Source organism: Variovorax sp. Varisp36 (genome assembly GCF_047304235.1).
Lineage (GTDB): Bacteria > Pseudomonadota > Gammaproteobacteria > Burkholderiales > Burkholderiaceae_C > Variovorax.
On the sequence record NZ_JBGLYU010000010.1, the window covers coordinates 91,733 to 110,817 of the forward strand.

The 19,085-nt window shown below is 68.9% G+C and carries 15 protein-coding genes; 9 read left to right on the plus strand and 6 right to left on the minus strand.

Annotation, left to right across the window (positions count from 1 at the left end; translation table 11 throughout):
• Positions 1 to 53 precede the first annotated feature (53 nt).
• Both hemE and priA read left to right on the plus strand, forming a co-directional pair.
• Positions 54 to 1,163: a uroporphyrinogen decarboxylase gene (hemE, locus tag ACCD11_RS08960; protein WP_007838885.1), complete on the plus strand. Its 1,110-nt coding sequence runs from the start codon at positions 54 to 56 to the stop codon at positions 1,161 to 1,163.
• Between the two features lie 475 nt (positions 1,164 to 1,638).
• Entirely contained in the window at positions 1,639 to 3,714 is a 2,076-nt protein-coding gene (priA, locus tag ACCD11_RS08965; protein ID WP_413313591.1) for a primosomal protein N', read from the plus strand.
• 33 nt (positions 3,715 to 3,747) lie between these two features.
• Here the strand turns inward: priA and ACCD11_RS08970 are convergent, their stop codons facing one another.
• Positions 3,748 to 3,957: a hypothetical protein gene (locus ACCD11_RS08970; protein ID WP_413313592.1), complete on the minus strand. Its 210-nt coding sequence runs from the start codon at positions 3,955 to 3,957 to the stop codon at positions 3,748 to 3,750.
• A gap of 236 nt (positions 3,958 to 4,193) precedes the next feature.
• Here ACCD11_RS08970 and ACCD11_RS08975 point away from each other — a divergent pair, with 236 nt between their 5' ends.
• The 5 genes from ACCD11_RS08975 to nadE all read left to right on the plus strand — a co-directional run bounded on the left by ACCD11_RS08975 (position 4,194) and on the right by nadE (position 9,832).
• Positions 4,194 to 4,868 carry a hypothetical protein gene (locus tag ACCD11_RS08975; RefSeq protein WP_413313593.1) on the plus strand — a complete coding sequence of 225 codons (675 nt, stop codon included), beginning with the start codon at positions 4,194 to 4,196 and terminating at the stop codon, positions 4,866 to 4,868.
• Between the two features lie 264 nt (positions 4,869 to 5,132).
• On the plus strand, positions 5,133 to 7,235 hold the full coding sequence (locus tag ACCD11_RS08980) for an ATP-dependent helicase (RefSeq protein WP_413313594.1): 2,103 nt from the start codon (positions 5,133 to 5,135) through the stop codon (positions 7,233 to 7,235).
• Complete coding sequence (locus ACCD11_RS08985; RefSeq protein ID WP_007838878.1) at positions 7,232 to 7,696, plus strand: hypothetical protein; 465 nt, start codon at positions 7,232 to 7,234, stop codon at positions 7,694 to 7,696. The genes ACCD11_RS08980 and ACCD11_RS08985 overlap by 4 nt, the downstream gene beginning before the upstream one ends.
• Positions 7,693 to 8,871, plus strand: a complete 1,179-nt coding sequence (locus tag ACCD11_RS08990) for a phospholipase A (RefSeq protein WP_413313595.1) — start codon at positions 7,693 to 7,695, stop codon at positions 8,869 to 8,871. Before ACCD11_RS08985 ends, ACCD11_RS08990 begins: the two co-directional genes overlap by 4 nt.
• Positions 8,872 to 8,992: 121 nt before the next feature.
• On the plus strand, positions 8,993 to 9,832 hold the full coding sequence (gene nadE, locus ACCD11_RS08995; protein ID WP_007838875.1) for an ammonia-dependent NAD(+) synthetase: 840 nt from the start codon (positions 8,993 to 8,995) through the stop codon (positions 9,830 to 9,832).
• A gap of 18 nt (positions 9,833 to 9,850) precedes the next feature.
• Here the strand turns inward: nadE and ACCD11_RS09000 are convergent, their stop codons facing one another.
• From ACCD11_RS09000 to ACCD11_RS09010, 3 genes are all read right to left on the minus strand, one after another.
• The gene (locus tag ACCD11_RS09000) at positions 9,851 to 11,227 is read right to left on the minus strand and encodes a sigma-54-dependent transcriptional regulator (RefSeq protein ID WP_413313596.1); all 1,377 of its coding nucleotides are present in this window, start codon (positions 11,225 to 11,227) and stop codon (positions 9,851 to 9,853) included.
• A gap of 7 nt (positions 11,228 to 11,234) precedes the next feature.
• Positions 11,235 to 13,091, minus strand: coding sequence for a sensor histidine kinase (locus tag ACCD11_RS09005; protein WP_413313597.1), 1,857 nt, complete (start codon positions 13,089 to 13,091; stop codon positions 11,235 to 11,237).
• Between the two features lie 76 nt (positions 13,092 to 13,167).
• A complete protein-coding gene (locus ACCD11_RS09010) occupies positions 13,168 to 14,517 on the minus strand; it encodes a dicarboxylate/amino acid:cation symporter (protein WP_413313598.1) in 1,350 nt (449 codons plus the stop codon).
• Positions 14,518 to 14,777: 260 nt separating this feature from the next.
• Here ACCD11_RS09010 and ACCD11_RS09015 point away from each other — a divergent pair, with 260 nt between their 5' ends.
• Entirely contained in the window at positions 14,778 to 16,196 is a 1,419-nt protein-coding gene (locus ACCD11_RS09015) for an MFS transporter (RefSeq protein WP_413313599.1), read from the plus strand.
• 56 nt (positions 16,197 to 16,252) lie between these two features.
• Positions 16,253 to 16,948: an aspartate/glutamate racemase family protein gene (locus ACCD11_RS09020; protein WP_007831130.1), complete on the plus strand. Its 696-nt coding sequence runs from the start codon at positions 16,253 to 16,255 to the stop codon at positions 16,946 to 16,948.
• Positions 16,949 to 16,992: 44 nt separating this feature from the next.
• Here ACCD11_RS09020 and ACCD11_RS09025 read toward each other — a convergent pair whose 3' ends face one another.
• On the minus strand, positions 16,993 to 17,538 hold the full coding sequence (locus tag ACCD11_RS09025; RefSeq protein WP_007831128.1) for a flavin reductase family protein: 546 nt from the start codon (positions 17,536 to 17,538) through the stop codon (positions 16,993 to 16,995).
• Positions 17,539 to 17,552: 14 nt separating this feature from the next.
• Positions 17,553 to 18,818, minus strand: a complete 1,266-nt coding sequence (locus tag ACCD11_RS09030; RefSeq protein WP_007831126.1) for an acyl-CoA dehydrogenase family protein — start codon at positions 18,816 to 18,818, stop codon at positions 17,553 to 17,555.
• Positions 18,819 to 19,085 lie beyond the last annotated feature (267 nt).

Below are 19,085 nucleotides of genomic sequence, written 5' to 3' on the forward strand. Positions count from 1 at the left end.
GGCGATAGGCCGGGCTGCGGGGACCCGGGACACACCCCTGCGACAATCGCGGAATGCCTTTCGCCCCCCTGCAAAACGACACGTTCCTGCGAGCCTGCTGGCGCCAGGCCACCGACCACACACCCGTCTGGCTCATGCGCCAAGCCGGCCGCTACCTGCCGGAGTACGTCGCCACGCGCGCCAAGGCGGGCAGCTTCATGGGGCTGGCCACCAACACCGACTACGCCACCGAGGTCACGCTGCAGCCGCTGGCGCGCTACCCGCTGGACGCGGCCATCCTGTTCTCCGACATCCTGACGGTGCCCGACGCGATGGGCCTGGGCCTGTCGTTCGAAGCCGGCGAGGGCCCGCGCTTCGCGCACCCGGTGCGCGACGAGGCGGCCGTGGCCGCGCTCGAAGTGCCCGACATGGACAAGCTGCGCTACGTGTTCGATGCCGTGGCCTCGATCCGCAAGGCGCTGGATGGCCGCGTGCCGCTGATCGGCTTCTCGGGCAGCCCGTGGACGCTGGCCTGCTACATGGTGGAAGGCGCGGGTTCCAGCGACTACCGGCTCGTGAAGAGCATGCTGTACGGCCGCCCCGACCTCATGCACCGCCTGCTGGCCGTGAATGCCGACTCGGTGGCCACGTACCTCAACGCCCAGATCGACGCCGGCGCGCAGGCCGTGATGGTGTTCGACAGCTGGGGCGGCGTGCTGGCCGACGGCGCGTTCCAGGAATTCAGCCTCGCCTACACAGCCCGCGTGCTGGCAGGCCTCAAACGCACCGGCGCCGACGGCCAGCCCGTGCCGCGCATCGTGTTCACCAAGGGCGGTGGCCTGTGGCTCGACGCCATGCGCGAGCTCGACTGCGAAGTGCTGGGCGTCGACTGGACCGTGAACCTCGCCACCGCGCGCAGGCAGATCGCTGAAGGCACCGACGGCAAGGCCAAGGCGCTGCAGGGCAACATCGACCCCAACGTGCTGTTCGCGCCGCCCGCGCAGATCGAGGCCGAGGTGGCGAAGGTGCTGAACGCCTTCGGCAAGCCTCACGCCGACCGCAACGCCAAGGGCCCGACCCACATCTTCAACCTGGGCCATGGCATCAGCCAGTTCACGCCACCGGAGCATGTGGCGGCGCTGGTGCAGGCGGTGCACGCCCAGTCGCGCGCGCTGCGCGGTTGAAGTCGTCACCCGAGGCGGGCCAGCGATGGCGCCGGACCTGCCCGAAAGTGGGTTTGCAGCCGTTTGTCAAGCACAAAAACGGTCTATCGGCGCTGACTTATGCACAAAACAGGTGTTGCACCGCGCAAGATTATCTGAACGGCCTCTTTCTTTGCTCCTAAAGAAATAGCGAAGCTAAGTTGTTGATTTATATAGGATTTGAACTTTGCTTTTTTTCCGGGCATTCCAGCCAGAGCCTTGATTTTCAAGGCCTCGCAGCGAGTCGAGCCCGCTTGTCAACAAAGTTATCCACAGAAACTCTGGATGGGCCTCAAAGCCCAGACAAATCAATGACTTAAGCGCTTTTGCTCAAAGTCGCATTAACAAACCTTTCCAAGAAGGACCGCTCATCTCCACAGCCGGCTCACCCCTCGGCGGGGCTCACCAGACGACGGACGGCGCTTCGCCGGCCCTGCCGTGGCGGCTCGACATCGCGGTGCAGACGCCCGCGCATGCCGCGCTCGGCGACCTGCTGAGCTACGCCGGCACCGAGCCGCTGGTGCCGGGCACGCTGGTGCGCGTGCCGCTGGGCAAGCGCGAGGTGCTGGGCGTGGTCTGGAACGAGCCGGTTTCGCTGGCGGGCGTCGAGCCCGACATGGCGCTGAAGCCCGTGGGCGCGGCGCTCGACGCACTGGCCCCGCTGGGCGAGGCCTGGCGCGACCTGGTGGCCTTCGCCGCGCGCTACTACCAGCGCTCGATCGGCGAGATCGCGCTGGCCGCGCTGCCGCCGCAGCTGCGCGACCTGTCGACCGCGCAGCTGGCGCGCCGGCTCAAGCGCGGGACGGCGGCCGGGCCGGTGGCCGAGACGGCCGAATCCGCCAACCTGATCGCGCTGAGCGCGGAGCAGACCACCGCGCTGGCGCGCATCGAGGCAGAAACGGGCACCTTCCTGCTGGTCGGCAGCACCGGCAGCGGCAAGACCGAGGTCTACCTGCGCTGCGTGGCCGACCTGCTCGCGCGCGACCCCGAGGCGCAGGCGCTGGTGATGGTGCCCGAGATCAACCTCACGCCGCAGCTCGAAGCCCGCTTCAAGGCCCGCTTCGGCGACGAGGCCGTGGTGTCGCTGCACAGCGGCATGACGAATCCGCAGCGGCTCGCGAGCTGGCTGGCGGCGCACGGCGGCGCCGCGCGCATCGTGCTGGGCACGCGCATGGCGGTGTTCGCGTCGATCCCGGGGCTGAAGCTCATCGTGGTCGACGAGGAGCATGACCCGAGCTACAAGCAGCAGGAAGGCGCGCGCTACTCGGCGCGCGACCTCGCCGTGTGGCGCGGCCAGCGCGAGAAGGCCAAGGTGATCCTGGGCTCGGCCACGCCCTCGCTCGAGAGCTGGCACCAGAGCCGGCCCGCCGAGGGCGACGACCCGGGCGGGCGCTACGTGCGGCTGGCCATGCCCTCGCGCATCGGCGCCGGTGAGCTGCCCGCCGTGCGGCTCGTCGACATGAACCTGCAGCCGCCGAAAACGGTGATTTCCGCCGCGCTGCTCGACGCCATCGGCCAGCGCATCGCGCGCGGCGAGCAGAGCATGATCTTCCTGAACCGGCGCGGCTATGCGCCGGTGCTGGCCTGCGGCGACTGCGGCTGGAAGAGCGAGTGCCCGCACTGCAGCGCCTACCGCGTGTTCCACAAGATCGACCGCACGCTGCGCTGCCACCACTGCGGCTTCACCGAGCGCGTGCCGCGCGCCTGCCCGGCCTGCGGCAACCCCGACATCGCGCCCGTGGGCCGCGGCACGGAACGGCTCGAAGAACACCTGGCCGAGCTGTTCGCAGGCGTGAAGCACCCGGACGGCAGTGCGGTGCGCATCGCGCGCATCGACGCCGACAGCACAAAGAAACAGGGCGCGCTCGAATCGCAGCTCGCGGCCGTGCACGCGGGCGAGGTCGACGTGCTGGTCGGCACGCAGATGATCGCCAAGGGCCACGACTTCCGCCGCATCACGCTGGTGGCCGCGGTGAACCCCGACGGTGCGCTGTTCTCCAGCGACTTCCGCGCGCCTGAGCGGCTGTTCAGCCTGCTGATGCAGTCGGCCGGCCGCGCAGGCCGCGACGCCGCCTACCTCGCCGCGCAAGGCGCCAAGGCCGAGATGTGGATCCAGACGCACCATGCGCAGCACCCGCTGTTCATGGCGCTGCGCAGGCACGACTACGCCAGCTTCGCGCAGCAGCAGCTCGACGAGCGCCGCGCCGCCGGCATGCCGCCGTTCGCATTCCAGGCGCTGCTGCGGGCCGACGCGCGCGAGCAGCCGGTGGCGCAGGGCTTCCTGAACACGGCCGCGGACAAGGCCGAGGCGCTGCCGAGTGCCGAGCTCGTCACGCGCTACCCGGCCGTGCCGCTGGCGATCCAGCGCGTGGCGAATGTGGAGCGTGCGCAGATGCTGATCGAAAGCCCCTCACGCGCCGCGCTGCAGCGCCTGCTGGCGGGCTGGCAGCCGCTGCTGCACGAACTGCGGCGCACGCCCGAGGGCAAGGGCGTGATCCGCTGGCTGGTCGACGTCGACCCGCACAGCATCTGAACCTGGAACGCCAGCGACCCTGAAGCCGCGGTTTCAGTGGTGGCCGACGGGCTCCTTGCCCATGTCGACGTAGCGCAGCTCGCCATGCCTGCGCCGCACGATGCTCCCGGGCCACGCGAACACCACGAGGCTCAGCGCGGCGAGCGCTATCGCGGCGGCGGTGCCGAACCTGTCTGCATGCCAGAACCAGCCGACCACGAAGAGCCAGGCCAACCACAGCAGGATGCGAGAAAGAATTGCCATCGCGCGCTCCATTCACATCTTTGACTTGCAAACACTGTAGCAGCTCATCTGCAAACTCAAGTATTCATCTGAAGTGATAGCGATAGCTATGCCTTACGGCCTGCCTCGGCCTACCCGAAAATTTGTGAAAAAAGAGTTGACGCCATACCCCGGCGCTGGCCAAGCTGTCACTGCGCCAGCCCCCCGCGGGGATCGTGTTCCAAGCAAGCTCGCTCGTCGCAAAGGCAAGGGTCGCCGTGAAACCGTCGTCTTTCTCTGTTTGGGTCCTCTCGCTCGCTTCGAGCCTCGCCTGCATCGCGGGCGTGCCTTCGGCTTGCGCGGCCGAACTGGAGGTGCAGGGCAGCCGGCTGCTGGTGTCGGGCATGCTCGACGGCACCGCCATCAAGGAATTCACCGAGCAGCTGGCCAGCGGCACGGTGCACGTCGTGGTCTTCAAGGATTCGTTCGGCGGCACCGCCGAAGCGGCCGGCGCCTTTGCCGACGCCATCCGTGCGAGCGGCGTGCAGACCGAGGTTCGCGGCCAGTGCATGGCGGCCTGTGCCTATGCCTTCCTGGCGGGCAGGACGCACCGCTTCGGCTACGGCCCGCAGGTCAACGGCATCCTGCTGCCGGTGGCGGCGCGGCCCACGGCTGCCGAGCTCGCGGTGCGCTGGCGCGGCGACGAAACCCACAAGACGCTGGCCGACTTCACGCCGACCGCCGGGTCGGCGGCCAAGCCGGTGGAAGCGAGCGCCCCGCCGCCCAAGGACAACTGGCAGCCCGACCACGGCGTGCTCTTCACCGCCAGTCCCACGCTCTTCGGGCGTGTCTACAACACCTACTACTGCGACGGCACGCAGGGCCGCGACTTCTCGAAGTGCGAGCGCCTCGCCGATGCCGATCCGTACAAGCTCGGCGTGCTGACCCCGTAGCGCGCGCGCCGCGAGCGGAAAGCTGAAGAAGGCGGTCCCCCGTCGTCCAGTGGACGACGCGGGCGATGCGGCCGCGCTCGGCGCAAAGAAAGGGAAAGTAACAAGGACTACAGGCGGCACCGGTCCGCTGTCGCCGGGCCGCTCCAGGGCTGCATGGGGGTGTCCGGGCTATAACCCCGCAAAGGCCGGCCCCGTATCATTGCCCGCTTTGCGCCAGCCGTTCCCCACGGCCTTCTTCGCGGCCTTCCCGGTTCTTTTTCTCCCATGTCTCACGGTCTCAATCTCGCGCAACAAGAAGCGGTCAACTACATGCATGGTCCCTGCCTGGTGCTTGCCGGTGCGGGCTCGGGCAAGACGCGGGTGATCACGCACAAGATCGGCCGGCTGATCCAGTCGGGCATCGAGCCGCAGCGCATCGCGGCCATCACCTTCACGAACAAGGCGGCCGCCGAGATGCGCGAGCGCGCGAAGGACTTGATCGGCAAGGACGCGCGCAAGGTCGTGGTCTGCACCTTCCACGCGCTGGGCGTGCGCATGATGCGCGAAGACGGCGCGGTGCTCGGCCTGAAGAAGGCCTTCAGCATCCTCGATTCCGACGACGTCACCAAGATCCTGAAGGACGCCGGCGGCACCACCGATGCGGCCACCGCGCGCATCTGGCAGTGGACCATCAGCAAGTGGAAGAACATGGGCCTGAACGCCGCGCAGGCCGAAGCCCAGGCTGCCGACGACAACGAGCGCATCACCGCGAAGATCATGGCGCGCTACGAAGAGCGCCTCGCGGCCTACCAGAGCGTGGACTTCGACGACCTGATCGGCATGCCGCTCAAGCTGCTCTACGAATTTCCCGAGGTGCGCGCCAAGTGGCAGGCCGCGCTCCGCCACATCCTGGTGGACGAATACCAGGACACCAACGCCACGCAGTACGAAGTGCTCAAGGCCCTGGCCGGCGAGCGCGGCCACTTCACCGCCGTGGGCGACGACGACCAGTCGATCTACGGATGGCGCGGCGCCACGCTCGACAACCTGCGCAAGCTGCCGGTCGACTACCCCACGCTCAAGGTCATCAAGCTGGAGCAGAACTACCGCTCCACCAGCGCCATCCTGCGCGCGGCCAACAACGTGATCGGCCCCAACCCCAAGCTGTTTCCGAAGACGCTGTTCTCCGAGCTCGGCGAAGGCGAGCCGGTGCGCATCGTCGATGCCGACAGCGAAGTGCACGAGGCCGAGCGCGCGGTGGCGCGCATCGTCAGCATCCGCGCGGGCGACGTCATCGCGCAGGGCAAGCAGTACAAGGAGTTCCGCGACTTCGCGATCCTGTACCGCGCCAACCACCAGGCGCGCGTGTTCGAGCAGGCGCTGCGCAAGGCGCAGATTCCGTACAAGGTGTCGGGCGGCCAGAGCTTCTTCGACCGCGCCGAGATCAAGGACCTGTGCGGCTGGTTCCGCCTCTGGGTCAACAACGACGACGACCCCGCGTTCCTGCGCGCCATCACCACGCCCAAGCGCGGCATCGGCCACACCACGCTGGCGAGCCTGGGCACCTTCGCGAGCCAGTACAAGCTGAGCCTGTTCGAGGCGCTGTTCAGCCCCTCGCTGCCGAGCGTGATGCCCAAGCGCACGCTCGAAGGCATCCACGAGTTCGGCCGCTACATCAACGACCTGGAATACCGCGCGCGCCGCACCATGGGCGCCGAAGACTCGCGCACCTTCATGCTCGACTGGCTGAAGGAGATCGACTACGAGAAGCACCTCTACGACGGCGAGGACAGCGAGGCCGCCGCGGCCTCGCGCTGGACCAACGTGCTGGAGTTCGTCGACTGGATGTCGCAGCGCGCCGGCGGCACGCTCGACGATGCCTCGGGCGCCAACGACAACGTCGAGACCGAGCGCAAGAGCCTGCTCGAAGTGGCGCAGACCATCTCGCTGCTGTCGACCATCAGCGAGCGCGAGCAGGACCAGGACGTGGTCACGCTCTCGACGCTGCACGCCTCCAAGGGCCTCGAATGGCCGCACGTGATGCTGATCGGCGTGACCGAAGGCCTGCTACCCTTCAAGCTCGAAGACGACAACGGCCGCCAGAAGGTGGTGAGCGACGACACGCTGCAGCGCCTGCAGGAAGAGCGCCGCCTGATGTACGTGGGCATCACGCGCGCGCAGCGCAGCCTGGCCGTGAGCTGGACCAAGAAGCGCAAGCAGGGCCGCGAGATGGTGCCCTGCGTGCCGAGCCGCTTCATCGCCGAGATGGGCCTCGACAAGACAACCATCAAGGAAGACCCGCGCGAGAAACTCAAGGCGCTGCGCGCCGAGTTCGCGCGCAAGGCACAGGACAACGCGGCGAAGGCAGCGGCAGCGGCAGCGTCATGAAGGCGAACAGCTTTTCCGCGCTGCTGGCCGGCGCCGTTCTTCTTTCGCTGTCGGGCTGCGCCTCCGTGCGGGGCAGCGCCGACTGCCCCGCCGACGCGCGCGACCTCCCGCTGCAATCGCTCTACGGCCGCTGGGATGCGCACTTCGACGGCCTGCCGGCCGTGGCCGCCGTGCAGCTCGGAAAGCACCCCGACTACGACGGCGTGCGCGGAACCATCACACGCCACGGCGCCAACCCTGCGAAAGCCGCGGTCGCGCAACTCGCGGGCGACGTGGACGACGAAGGCGCGCTCTCCATCGACGAATCGCAGGACGGCCGCGCCATCAGCGCCGTCTGGTCGGGCAAGCTGCAGGCCGGCTCGTGCGGGCGCGAATTCAGGGGCACGTGGCGCAACGCCGCGGACGAGAGCACGCACCCGTTCGTGCTCAGCAAGACAGTCGCGCAGGAAGGAAAGCAATGACGACGACACGACGACAACCTCACTTCAACCTGGCCGCGCTCGCGGCCGTGGCCGCCTGCCTCGGCGGCGGCGCCACGGCGCACGCACAGGCCGTGGACAAGCCCGCGAGTCCGCTGGCCGACGCCCAGCTCACCTGGCAGCAGTGCGCCGCACTCGGTGCCAACAACGAGGCGCGCCTGGCCTGCTTCGACCGCTGGTCGCAGCAGCAGACGCTGCCCTCGGTGTCGGTTCCCGCCGCGCCGCCCGTGCTGGCGAACACCCAGCCTCCGGTGGACGCCTCGATCCCGGCCACGCGCGTCGTCTCGGTCGCCACCACCGAAGGCTGCCGCGACCGCCAGTACTCGGTGCTCTCGCGCTTCTGGGAACTGGAGGAGGCCACCGATTGCGGCACCTTCGGCTTCCGCGGCTACCGCCCGCTCAACGTGTCGGTCTCGGCCGCCACCAAGAAACCCGAGACGCCGACCTCGCCCTCGGCCGGCCACACCGCCGACCCCGTGGCCTACCAGGCCAACGAAATGCGCATCGGCCTGTCGGTGCGCACCAAGCTCGCCCAGGGCATGCTCACGCAGAACGATCCGGCCAGCAGGAAAGACTCGCTGTGGTTCGCCTACAGCCAGCAGTCGACGTGGCAGCTGTTCAACGGCGCCATCTCGCGGCCCTTCCGCACCACCGACCACGAACCCGAGCTGATGTACGTCTACCCGACCGACTTCAAGCTGCCCGGGGGCTGGCGCTGGCGCTATTCGGGCCTTGGCATCGTGCACCAGTCGAACGGCCAGACCCTGCCGCTGTCGCGCAGCTGGAACCGCGTCTACCTGATGGGCGGCGCCGAGCTCGACGACCGCTTCACCATCACCGGGCGCATCTGGAAGCGCGTTTCCGAGAGTGCCGCCAAGGACGACAACCCCGACATCTCCGACTACATCGGCCGCGCCGAGCTCACCGGCCGCTGGAACCTCAACCGCGACAACCAGCTCGCCGTGACCGTGCGCAACAACCTGCGCGACAGCGGCCGCGGCTCGGTGCGCCTCGAATGGCTCAAGGCCATCGGCGACCCGACCAAGAGCAACCTGCGCTTCCACACGCAGCTGTTCTCGGGCTATGGCGATACGCTGGTGGACTACAACCGCAAGCGGACCGTCCTGAGCATCGGCCTCAGCCTCGTGGATTTTTAAGCTCGCCCCCAGGCTTCGCGCGCTTCGTGTCGCTTCGCCCCCCTGCCGGGGGCAACACCTGCGGCCCGGCAAAGCCGGTTCCGCGGTGTTCCACTGAAAGAATGCAAGGAAGAATCGCCGTATGAATCAGGACCTCACTCCCGTCGACGACACGCAGCGCGAGATCATCGCCGCGCTGCACGTCGCGCCCGTCTTCGATGCCGCCCGCGAACTGGAGCGGCGCGTCGACTTTCTCGCCGGCTACCTGAAGCAGACCGGCCTGAAGACGCTGGTGCTGGGCATCAGCGGCGGCGTCGATTCGCTGACTGCCGGCTGCCTCGCGCAGCGCGCCGTCGAAAAGCTGCGCGCCACGGGCTACGACGCCACCTTCATCGCGATGCGCCTGCCCTACGGCGTGCAGAAGGACGAAGCCGAGGCGCAGGCCTCGCTCGCAGTGATGAAGCCCGACCGCACCATCACCGTCGACATCCGCCCCGCCGCCGACGGCATGCTCGCGGCGCTGAAGGCCGGCGACCTGGCGTTCCGCGATGCGGCGCACGAAGACTTCGTGCTCGGCAACATCAAGGCGCGCCAGCGCATGATCGCGCAGTTCGCGGTGGCCGGCGCGCACGACGGCATCGTCATCGGCACCGACCACGCGGCCGAGGCGCTGATGGGCTTCTTCACCAAGTTCGGCGACGGCGCGGCCGACATCACGCCGCTCACGGGTCTCAACAAGCGCCGCGTGCGCGCGGTGGCGCAACTGCTGGGCGCGTCCGACGCGCTGGTCTACAAGGTGCCGACCGCCGACCTCGAATCGCTGGTGCCGGGCAAGCCCGACGAAGACGCCTTCGGCGTCACCTACGAGCAGATCGACGACTTCCTCGAAGGCAAGCCGGTGTCGGCCGAAGCCCGCCGAATCATTCTTGCGACGCACCGCAGGAGCGCCCACAAGCGCGCGCTGCCTGTCGAACCCTTCTGACGGCGGCCGTGCTGCCGGTCAGGCCGCGGGCTTGAACTCGTCCACCGTCAGGCCGAGCTTGCGCACCTTGTCGTGCAGCGTCTGGCGCGCGATGCCGAGCGCGGCGGCCGTGGCGGGCTGGTCGCCGTGCTGCCGCCGCAGCTCCTCGACGATCACCGCGCGTTCGAACGATTCCACCTGCTGCGGCAGCCCGCGCGGCAAGGCCGGCACGCCGTCGGCGCCGTTGCCGCCGCGCGTCTGCGTCAGGCGCTCGCCGAGCAGGCCCAGCACGAAGCGGTCGGCCACGTTGCGCAGCTCGCGCACGTTGCCGGGCCAGGCGTAGGCCATCAGGTCGGCCAGCTGCGCGTTGCTCAGCAGCGGCGCGGGGCGCTCGTAGCGGCTCGCGGCCTGCAGCGTGAAGTGCTCGAACAGCAGCGGGATGTCCTCGCGCCGCTCGCGCAGCGGCGGCAGCTCGATGAAGGCGACGCCCAGGCGGTAGTACAGGTCGGCCCTGAACTTCTGCTGGTCGCTCATGGCCTTCAGGTCGTCCTTGCTCGCGGCCACCACGCGGCAGTCGAAGGGAATGGTCTTGTTGGAGCCGATGCGCTCGATGCTGCGCTCCTGCAGCGCGCGCAGCAGCTTGATCTGCACAGCCATCGGCATGCTCTCGATCTCGTCGAGGAACAGCGTACCGCCGCTGGCGTATTCGAACTTGCCCACGCGCACGCGGTTGGCGCCGGTGAAGGCGCCGGCCTCATGGCCAAACAGCTCGCTCTCGGCCAGCGACTCCGGCAGGCCGCCGCAATTGAGCGGCACGAAATGCTGACGGCGGCGCGCGCTGTGGTCGTGCAGGCATCGCGCCACCAGCTCCTTGCCGGTGCCGGTCTCGCCGTAGACCAGCACGTCGGCCGAGGTCTCGGCCAGCGTCTTCACGGTCTGGCGCACCTGCTGCATCTGCGCCGAACGGCCGATCAGCACCGACTGGATGCCCTGCCAGTTTTCCAGCGCGTCGCGCAGCGCGCGCACCTGCAGGCTGAGCTGCCGGCGCTCGATGGCGTGGCGCACGATGGCCACCAGCCGCTCGGAGCTGAAAGGCTTCTCGATGAAGTCGTAGGCACCCTCGCGCATGGCCTGCACGGCCATCGCGATGTGGCCGTGGCCTGTGACCAGGATCACGGGCAGCTCGGCATCGACGTTGCGCAGCTCGGGCAGCCACTCGGTGCCGCTCAGGCCCGGCAGGCGCACATCGCTGACCACGACGGCCGGCACGCCGAAGCCGATGTGCGGGCGCGCGCGCTCGGCGCTCGCGAAGGATTCGACCTCGAAACCGGCCAGGGTCAGCACCTGGGTCGTGCTGATGCGGACGTCTTCGTCGTCCTCGACCAGCAGCACCCGGATGGCAGGGGCTTCGCTCACTTGGGGGTCACTCCTGTTGTGCAGTGGAAAGGGGGGGTGAATGAGAGGGTACGGGCGGGTTGTGGATCACGGCAATGGCGGCGGGCAGGTCGATGACGAAGCATGCGCCGCCGCCATCCAGGTTGGCCGCGCGCAGCGTGCCGTCCATGGCGCGCACCAATTGTGCCGAGATCACGAGCCCCAGGCCCAGCCCGGAACCCGCGGCCTTGCCGGTGACGAAGGGTTCGAACAGGCGCGGCAGGATATCGGGGCGAATGCCCGGGCCGGTGTCGGTCACCGAAAGGAGCACGCGCCCCTCCTTCGGCCGCGCTTCCAGCCGCAGCGTGCGCAGCGGCGCGTCCTGCATGGCGTCGATGGCGTTGCGCATCAGGTTGGCGAGCACGCTGCCCAGCGCGGCGTCCTCGGCCATGGCGCTCAGCGCCGCGGGCTGCACGTCGACCTCGATGGCCACGCGCTGCTTCTTTGCGGCGTCGGCGACGATCGCCTGCGCTTCGGCGATCGCCTGCGACAGCGGCACCGGCGCCAGCGGCACCTCGCCCTTGTAGGCGAAGGTGCGCAGCTGCGAGGTCAGGCGCGCGAGCCGGTCGACCATGTTGCGGATGCGCTGAAGGTTGCCGCGCACGTCGTCGATGCGGTTCTTGTCGAGCAGGATGACGGCGCTTTCCGACAGCGTGCGCATGGCCGTGAGCGGCTGGTTGAGCTCGTGCACCACGCCGGCCGACATCTGGCCCAGCGCGGCCATCTTGCCGGCATGCACCAGCTCGCCCTGCGCCGCGCGCAGCTGCGCGGTGCGCGCCACCACGGTCGATTCGAGCGTGTCGTGCGCCGCCTGCAGCGCAGCCTGGCTGGCCAGCTTCTGGCGCACCGCGCGGCGGCGCTGCCACAGCGCGACGGCCACCAGCAGCAGCACCGCCATCGCCAGGCTGGCGGTGATCGCCGCGTAGCGTGCCGCGGTGCGCAGCGGCGCGAGGTCGTCGAGCACCACCAGCTGCCACGGTGCGCCGCGCAGGATGCGCGCCGACGCGAGCTGGTCCACGCCGTCGAGCGAGATCACCTGCACGTCGCGGTCCAGCGCCTCCTTCTGCGTCCACCGCAGCGGCTGCAGGCTGGCCTCGCCGTAGGGGCGCGAGCGCAGCACCTCGGCGCGCTGCAGCGCATCGAGCGGCAGCAGCGGGCGAAACTTGAGGTCTTCGCGGGTGGAAAGGATCACCACGCCGCGCTGGTCGATCAGCGCCACGTCGCCGGGCAGCTTGCGCCAGGCGCGCTCGGCCTCCTCGAGGTTGATCTTGACGGCCACCACCCCGCGCGAGGACTGGCCGCGGCGCAGCGCATACGACAGGTAGTAGCCCGGCTTCTTGCTGGTGATGCCCACCCCGTAGAAGCGGCCCCGGCCCTGCCCCAGCGCGTCGATCACGTAGGGCCGGAACGACAGGTCCTGGCCGACGGTGGTGCCGGGCTTGTCCCAGTCGGACGCGGCCAGCGAGGTGCCGGAGGCGTCGAGCACGTAGAGCATCTCGGCGCCGGCCGTGGCGTTGACGCCGTCGAGGTAGCGGTTGACCGCGTCGCGCAGGCGCGTGTCCGACGGCGTGCCGAGCAGCTCCGGCACGACGGGCGTCATCTCCAGCAGCGCGGGCAGGTAGTCGAAGCGGGCGAGGTCGGCGTCGAGCCCGGTCGCGAGCATGTCGAGCCGGTGCTCGGCCGCCTCGCGCAGGCGCGCCAGGCCGGCCTGCATGGCGATCTGCTGGCCGGCGAAGGCGGCCACGGCCACCAGCGCCAGCGCGCCACACCAGCGCGGCAGGGCGCGCCATCCCCTCGTGTGGTCGAAAGGTCCATCGAAATGCAGGCCCGGCTCCCTTGAAATCATGGGAGCGTTATTGCACAAGGCCGGGCCGTCCGCATCGGTGGCAGCCCGATGGCCCCTGGCGGGGCCGAAGGCAGGGTCAGGCCTGCCGTGCCTGGCCGGCGGGCATGTGCGCCTGGGCGGCGTCGAGCACGCGCTCGGGCTCGTCGGCTTCGGCGGTGCTTTCCTGGTTCAGATGCTGGTGCATGCGCACGGTGTCGAGGTCGCCGGTCCACTTGGCGACGACCAGCGTGGCCACGCCGTTGCCGATCAGGTTGGTCAGCGCGCGGGCTTCCGACATGAAGCGGTCGATGCCCAGGATCAGCGCGAGGCCCGCCACCGGCACATGGCCCACGGCCGACAGCGTGGCCGCCAGCACGATGAAGCCGCTGCCCGTGACGCCCGCCGCGCCCTTCGAGGTGAGCAGCAGCACGGCCAGCAGCGTGAGCTGCTGCGTGAGCGTCATGTCGGTGTTGGTGGCCTGCGCGATGAACACGGCCGCCATCGTCAGGTAGATCGAGGTGCCGTCGAGGTTGAACGAGTAGCCCGTGGGCACCACCAGCCCGACCACCGACTTCTTCGCACCCAGGTTCTCCAGCTTGGCCATCATGCGCGGCAGCACCGATTCGCTCGACGACGTGCCCAGCACGATCAGCAGCTCTTCCTTGATGTACTTGATGAACTTCCAGATGCTGAAGCCGTGGAAGCGCGCGATGAGCCCCAGCACCACGAAGATGAAGAACAGGCAGGTGGCGTAGAAGGTGGCCATCAGCTGGCCCAGCTGCAGCAGCGAGCTCACGCCGTACTTGCCGATGGTGAAGGCCATCGCGCCGAAGGCGCCGATGGGCGCGAGCTTCATGATGTAGCCGACGATCACGAAGAGCACGTGCGAGCCCTTCTCGATCACGTCGAACACCAGCGTGCCACGCCCGCCGAAGCGGTGCAGCGCGAAGCCGAACAGCACAGCGATCAGCAGCACCTGCAGGATCTCGCCCTTGGCGAAGGCATCGACCAGCGTGCTCGGGATGATGTTGAGCAGGAAGTCGACCGTGCCGGTCATCTTGCCCGGGCCGGTGTAGGCCGCGATGCCCTTGGTGTCGAGCTGGCTCACGTCGACGTTCATGCCCGCGCCGGGCCGCACGAGGTTGATGATGACGAGGCCCACCACCAGCGCGACGCTGCTCACGATCTCGAAATACAGCAGCGCCAGCCCGCCGGTCTTGCCGACCTTCTTCATGTCCTCCATGCCGGCGATGCCGACCACCACCGTGCAGAAGATGATCGGCGCGATGATCATCTTGATCAGCTTGATGAAGCCGTCGCCCAGCGGCTTCATCGACGCACCGGTGTCGGGGTAGAAATGCCCCAGCAGCACACCGAGCACGATGGCGGTGATGACCTGGAAGTACAGGGACTTGTAGAAGGGTTTGGGTGCGGTGGGATGTTCCATGGGGGTGCTCATCGGTTTGTCTCCAATTCGGGCCAGGCTCCGTAGCGGGGCGCACGGCCGGCCTTGTGATTGAGCAATCGACATGCCACCGCCAAGGGCGCGTCGACTGCGCGCCAAGTCCTTGATTTGATGGACCTTTTCACGAACGGTCGAACGGCGCCCCGCCGACGATCCGGATGGCGCAGGCAGGGCCCGTCCGATCTGCCGGATCGACATCTCGGGGAAAACCCTAGGCCCGGGACGGTGTCAGACTCGGTTCCATGAACGACACCGCGCAGCCGCCAGCGGCCACGGACGGCGCCTCGAAGCGCATCGCGCTCACCGTGGCGGCCGCCTTCTTCATGGAGACGCTGGACGCCACCATCATCGTCACCGCGCTGCCGGCCATCGGCGCCGGCTTCGGCATGGGCGCGCTCGACGCGAGCCTGGGCGTCACCGTCTACCTGATCGCGATGGCGGCGCTGGTGCCGGCGGCGGGCTGGTGCGCCGGGCGCTTCGGGGCGCGGCGGGTGTTCGCGCTCGCGGTCGGCGCCTTCACCTCGGCCTCGCTCGCCTGCGGGCTCGCGCCCACCTTCGAGGTGTTCGTCGCGGCGCGCGTGCTGCAGGGCGCGGCGGCGGCCTTCATGTCGCCGGTGGGCCGGCTCGTGGTGCTGCGCGAGACGCCGAAGCACCGGCTGATCGAGGCCATCGGCACCATCACCTGGCCGGGGCTCATCGCGCCGGTGATCGGCCCGCCGCTGGGCGGGCTCATCGTCACGCATGCATCGTGGCGCTGGATCTTCCTGCTGAACGTGCCGCTGGGCCTCGCGGGGCTGTGGCTGATCATGCGGCTGTTTCCGCGCCGCACCGACGCGGCTCCGGCGCGCTTCGATGCGGCCGGCTTCGTGCTCACCGCCATCGCGCTGGCCGCGCTGGTCGAAGGCCTCACGCGCCTGGGCGGGCCGCAGCCGGGCTCGCCCACCACCCTCGGCCTGCTGGCCCTGGGCGCCGTGGCGGCTGCCGCCGCGGTGCGTCATGCGCGGCGGACGGCGGCGCCCCTGCTCGACCTGCGCGCGCTGGCGGTGCCGACCTATGCGCTGGCCACCGCGACGGCCGGCTTCGTCTCGCGTGTCGCGATCAACGCCTCGCCCTTCCTGCTGCCGCTGATGTTCCAGATCGGCTTCGGCATGAACGCGTTCCAGGCCGGCTCCATGCTGCTGGTGTACATGGGCGGCAACCTCGTGATGAAGAGCGCCACCACGGCGGTGCTGCGGCGCTTCGGCTTTCGCAGGGTGCTGACGGTGAACGGCGCGATCTGCGCCGCCACGCTGTTCGGCTGCGGGCTGCTGTCGCCGGGCGACCCGCTGCCGTGGGTGTGCGTGCTGCTCGTCGCGGCGGGCATGGCGCGCTCGATGAACTTCACCGCGGTCAACACGCTGGCCTTTGCCGACGTGCCCGACGAATCGCGCGCCGGCGCGAGCACGCTCGGCACGATGCTGCAGCAGGTGTCGCTCGCGCTCGGCGTGGCGCTGGGCGCGATGGTGCTCGGCGCATCGCAGGCGCTGCGCGGCGCGCCGGCCGTGCAGCTCGCGGACTTCCACCATGCCTGGTACGTGGTCGGCCTGCTGATGGCCATCGCGACGCTGATGACGCTGCGGCTCGATCGCCAGGCCGGCATGGCGGTATCGCACAGGCGATGAACGCTACAGCCGTGGACGCGCCCGATCTTCCATTCACCCGTTCAGGAGAAGTTGTCATGCCATTGCATATCGGTGTGGTCGGTTGCTCGGCCGAAGGCGCCGCGCTCTGCTACCGCACGCTCTGCGTTGAAGGCGCCTCGCACCTTGGCGCGGCCCACGCGCACCCGGAGGTGTCGATGCATACCCACTCGCTCGCCGCGTATGTGGACTGCCTCGACCGCGGCGACCTGGACGGCGTCGCGCAGCTGATGCTGTCCTCGGCGGGCAAGCTGGCGGCGGCCGGTGCGGATTTCCTGGTCTGCCCCGACAACACGATCCACCAGGCGATGCACCTGGTGCTGCCGCGCTCGCCGCTGCCATGGCTGCACATCGCCGAGGTGGTCGCGGCGCAGGCGCTGTCGCGGGGCTTTCGCCGCGTGGGGGTGCTGGGCACGCGCTGGCTGGTCGACAGCGAGGTCTACCCGCAGGCGCTGTCGGCCGCCGGGCTGGACGCCGTGCGGCCGGATGCCGGCGAACGCGCCGAGCTCGGCCGCATCATCATGGACGAGCTGGTGTGCGGCGTGTTCCGGCCGGAATCCACGGCCGCGCTGCAGCGGATGATCGAAAACCTGAAGGCGCGCGGCTGCGATGCCGTGGCGCTGGGCTGCACCGAGCTGCCGCTGGTGCTGAGCGACGGCAACTCCGCGCTGCCGACGCTCGACTCGACGCGCCTGCTGGCACGCGCAGCGCTGCGGCGCGCCACGGCCAGCTGAGGCAGCTGGCGCTGCCGCCTCGGCACGCCGCCGCACGCGCAACGCTACTGCGGCCTCGCCAGCGTTTCCGCAAGCTCCCACAGCGAGCCCATCTGCCCCGAATGAAAGAGCAAGGGCGGCGTGTCGGTGCGCGAGAAGCGATCCACGCGACCGAGGATGATCGTGTGGTCCCCCTCCTGGTGGCGCGAATACGTCGAGCATTCGAATGTCGCGACGCTGCGCGTCAATCGCGCGCATCCGTTGGATGCAAGGGCGAAGGCTTCGCCGAAGCGCTCGAACTTGTCCGCCGCAGGCTTGGCGAAATGCCAGGCCAGGTCGCGCTGCTCGGCAGCCAGGACGCTGAGGTTGAAGGAGCGCGCCGCAAGAAACGCGTCGGCGCTGCGCGTGTCGTCGCGGATGCTCCACAGGATCAGCGGCGGGTCCAGCGACACCGACGAGAAGGAGTTGATCGTCATCCCCTCGCGCTTGCCGTCCGGCGTGGTGGTCGTCACGAGGCACACCCCCGTGGGAAACGCGCCGAGCGCCTGCCGGAGTTGGCGGGCATCGGCCGTTTCGGCGGCGTCGCCCGTGATCAGAGCCCAGGAATACATGGCCGGTGCCTCGATCAGTACTGGCCCTTCGGCTCGAGGCCGAGCAGGTACTGCCCCACCATGGAGGAGACCGCGTCCCAGTTGAGGCTGATGTGGCGCGAGATGGCATTGGCGTCGCGCCACATCCGCTGGATCGGCTGGTTCAGCGACAGGCCCGCGCCTCCCACGCTGGCGAAAACCGCCTCGACGGCATCGCGCGACAGGCGCGCGGCGAAGGCATGGTCGCGGCGATTGCGGATGCGCTGCTCGACGCTGATGACATGGCCGTCGAGCGCCATCTGCTCCACCTGCGCGGTGTCGCGGTAGAGCAGCAGCCGCGCCGCATCGACGCTTGCCGACGCCTCGGCCAGGCGGGACTGCACAGGGAAGAACTCGCTCAGCCTGCTGCCTGCGCCGGCCACCGCGCCGCGGGTGACGCGCGAGCCGGCCAGCTCGATCAGCTCGTCGACCGCGCCCTGAGCGGTGCCGAGGATGGGCGACACGAGGCAGACCGGCACCGCCGAGAGAAAGGGAATGCGGTAGATCGGATTCGCATTGACGCTGGCGCCGGGCGGGCAGTTCGAGGAGGCCTCGGCGAACGTGAGCTTGCGATGCCCGGGGATGAAGGCGGGCTTGTCGATGACGACCGCCTTCGAGCCCGTGCCCGCCTGGCCGGCGACGTGCCAGTTGTCCTCGATCGACCAGTCCGACCGAGGGGCGAGCAGGAAGCCCGCAGTCGGCGGCGCGCCTTTTTCCTCGGGCGGGAACTGCACGCCCAGCAAGGCCCACTGAGAGTTGTCCACGTTGGACGCGAAGAGCCACTTGCCTTGCACGAGGTAGCCGCCGTCGACCTTCTCGGCCATCGTCGCGGGCGCGTACGAACCGCAGACGATCGCGCCGGGGTCCTTGCGCCACACGTCGTCCTGTGCCTCCTCGGGAAAGGTCGCGACGAGCCACTGGTGGATGGCTCCCAGCGAGCAGCCCCACGCCGACGAGGTGCAGCCCCGCGCCAGTTCGCTCACCACATCGATGAAGGCGGTGAATCCGTACTCGAAGCCGCCATAGCGCGCCGGCTGCATCAGCTTGAAGAAGCCCGCATCGTGGAAGGCACGCGTGGTTTCGTCGGAAACGCGTCGATCCTGCTCGGTGCGCTGCGCTCGGGAACGAAGCAGCGGCACCAATTCGCTTGCGGATGCAACTATCGATTCGATCGGAGGCGCGTCTTTCACGGGCGATTTTCTGCCGGGGGCCGGGAGGTCGACGTGATTGAGTTGGGCAAACGGGTTCGCGGCATCTGTCATGGGGTCTCCAGGAAGGGTCGGATGAATCTCGGGGTTGGAGCCTTGATTGGAGAAGAAAACATTTGCAAATGCAATCAAATAAGCCTAGGTATTAACGCTATGAAGGCACCGATGATTGTTTGTAAGATCGGCCATGGCAAAGAGAAAACCCTCCTCGCTACCTTCCTCCGAGCGGCCCGGTCCGTCGGCGGAATTGGCGCGTGAATTGAATGCATCTACAGATAAATTGCCCCAGCACGACCTGGAGCGCGCAATCCCCTACCTGCT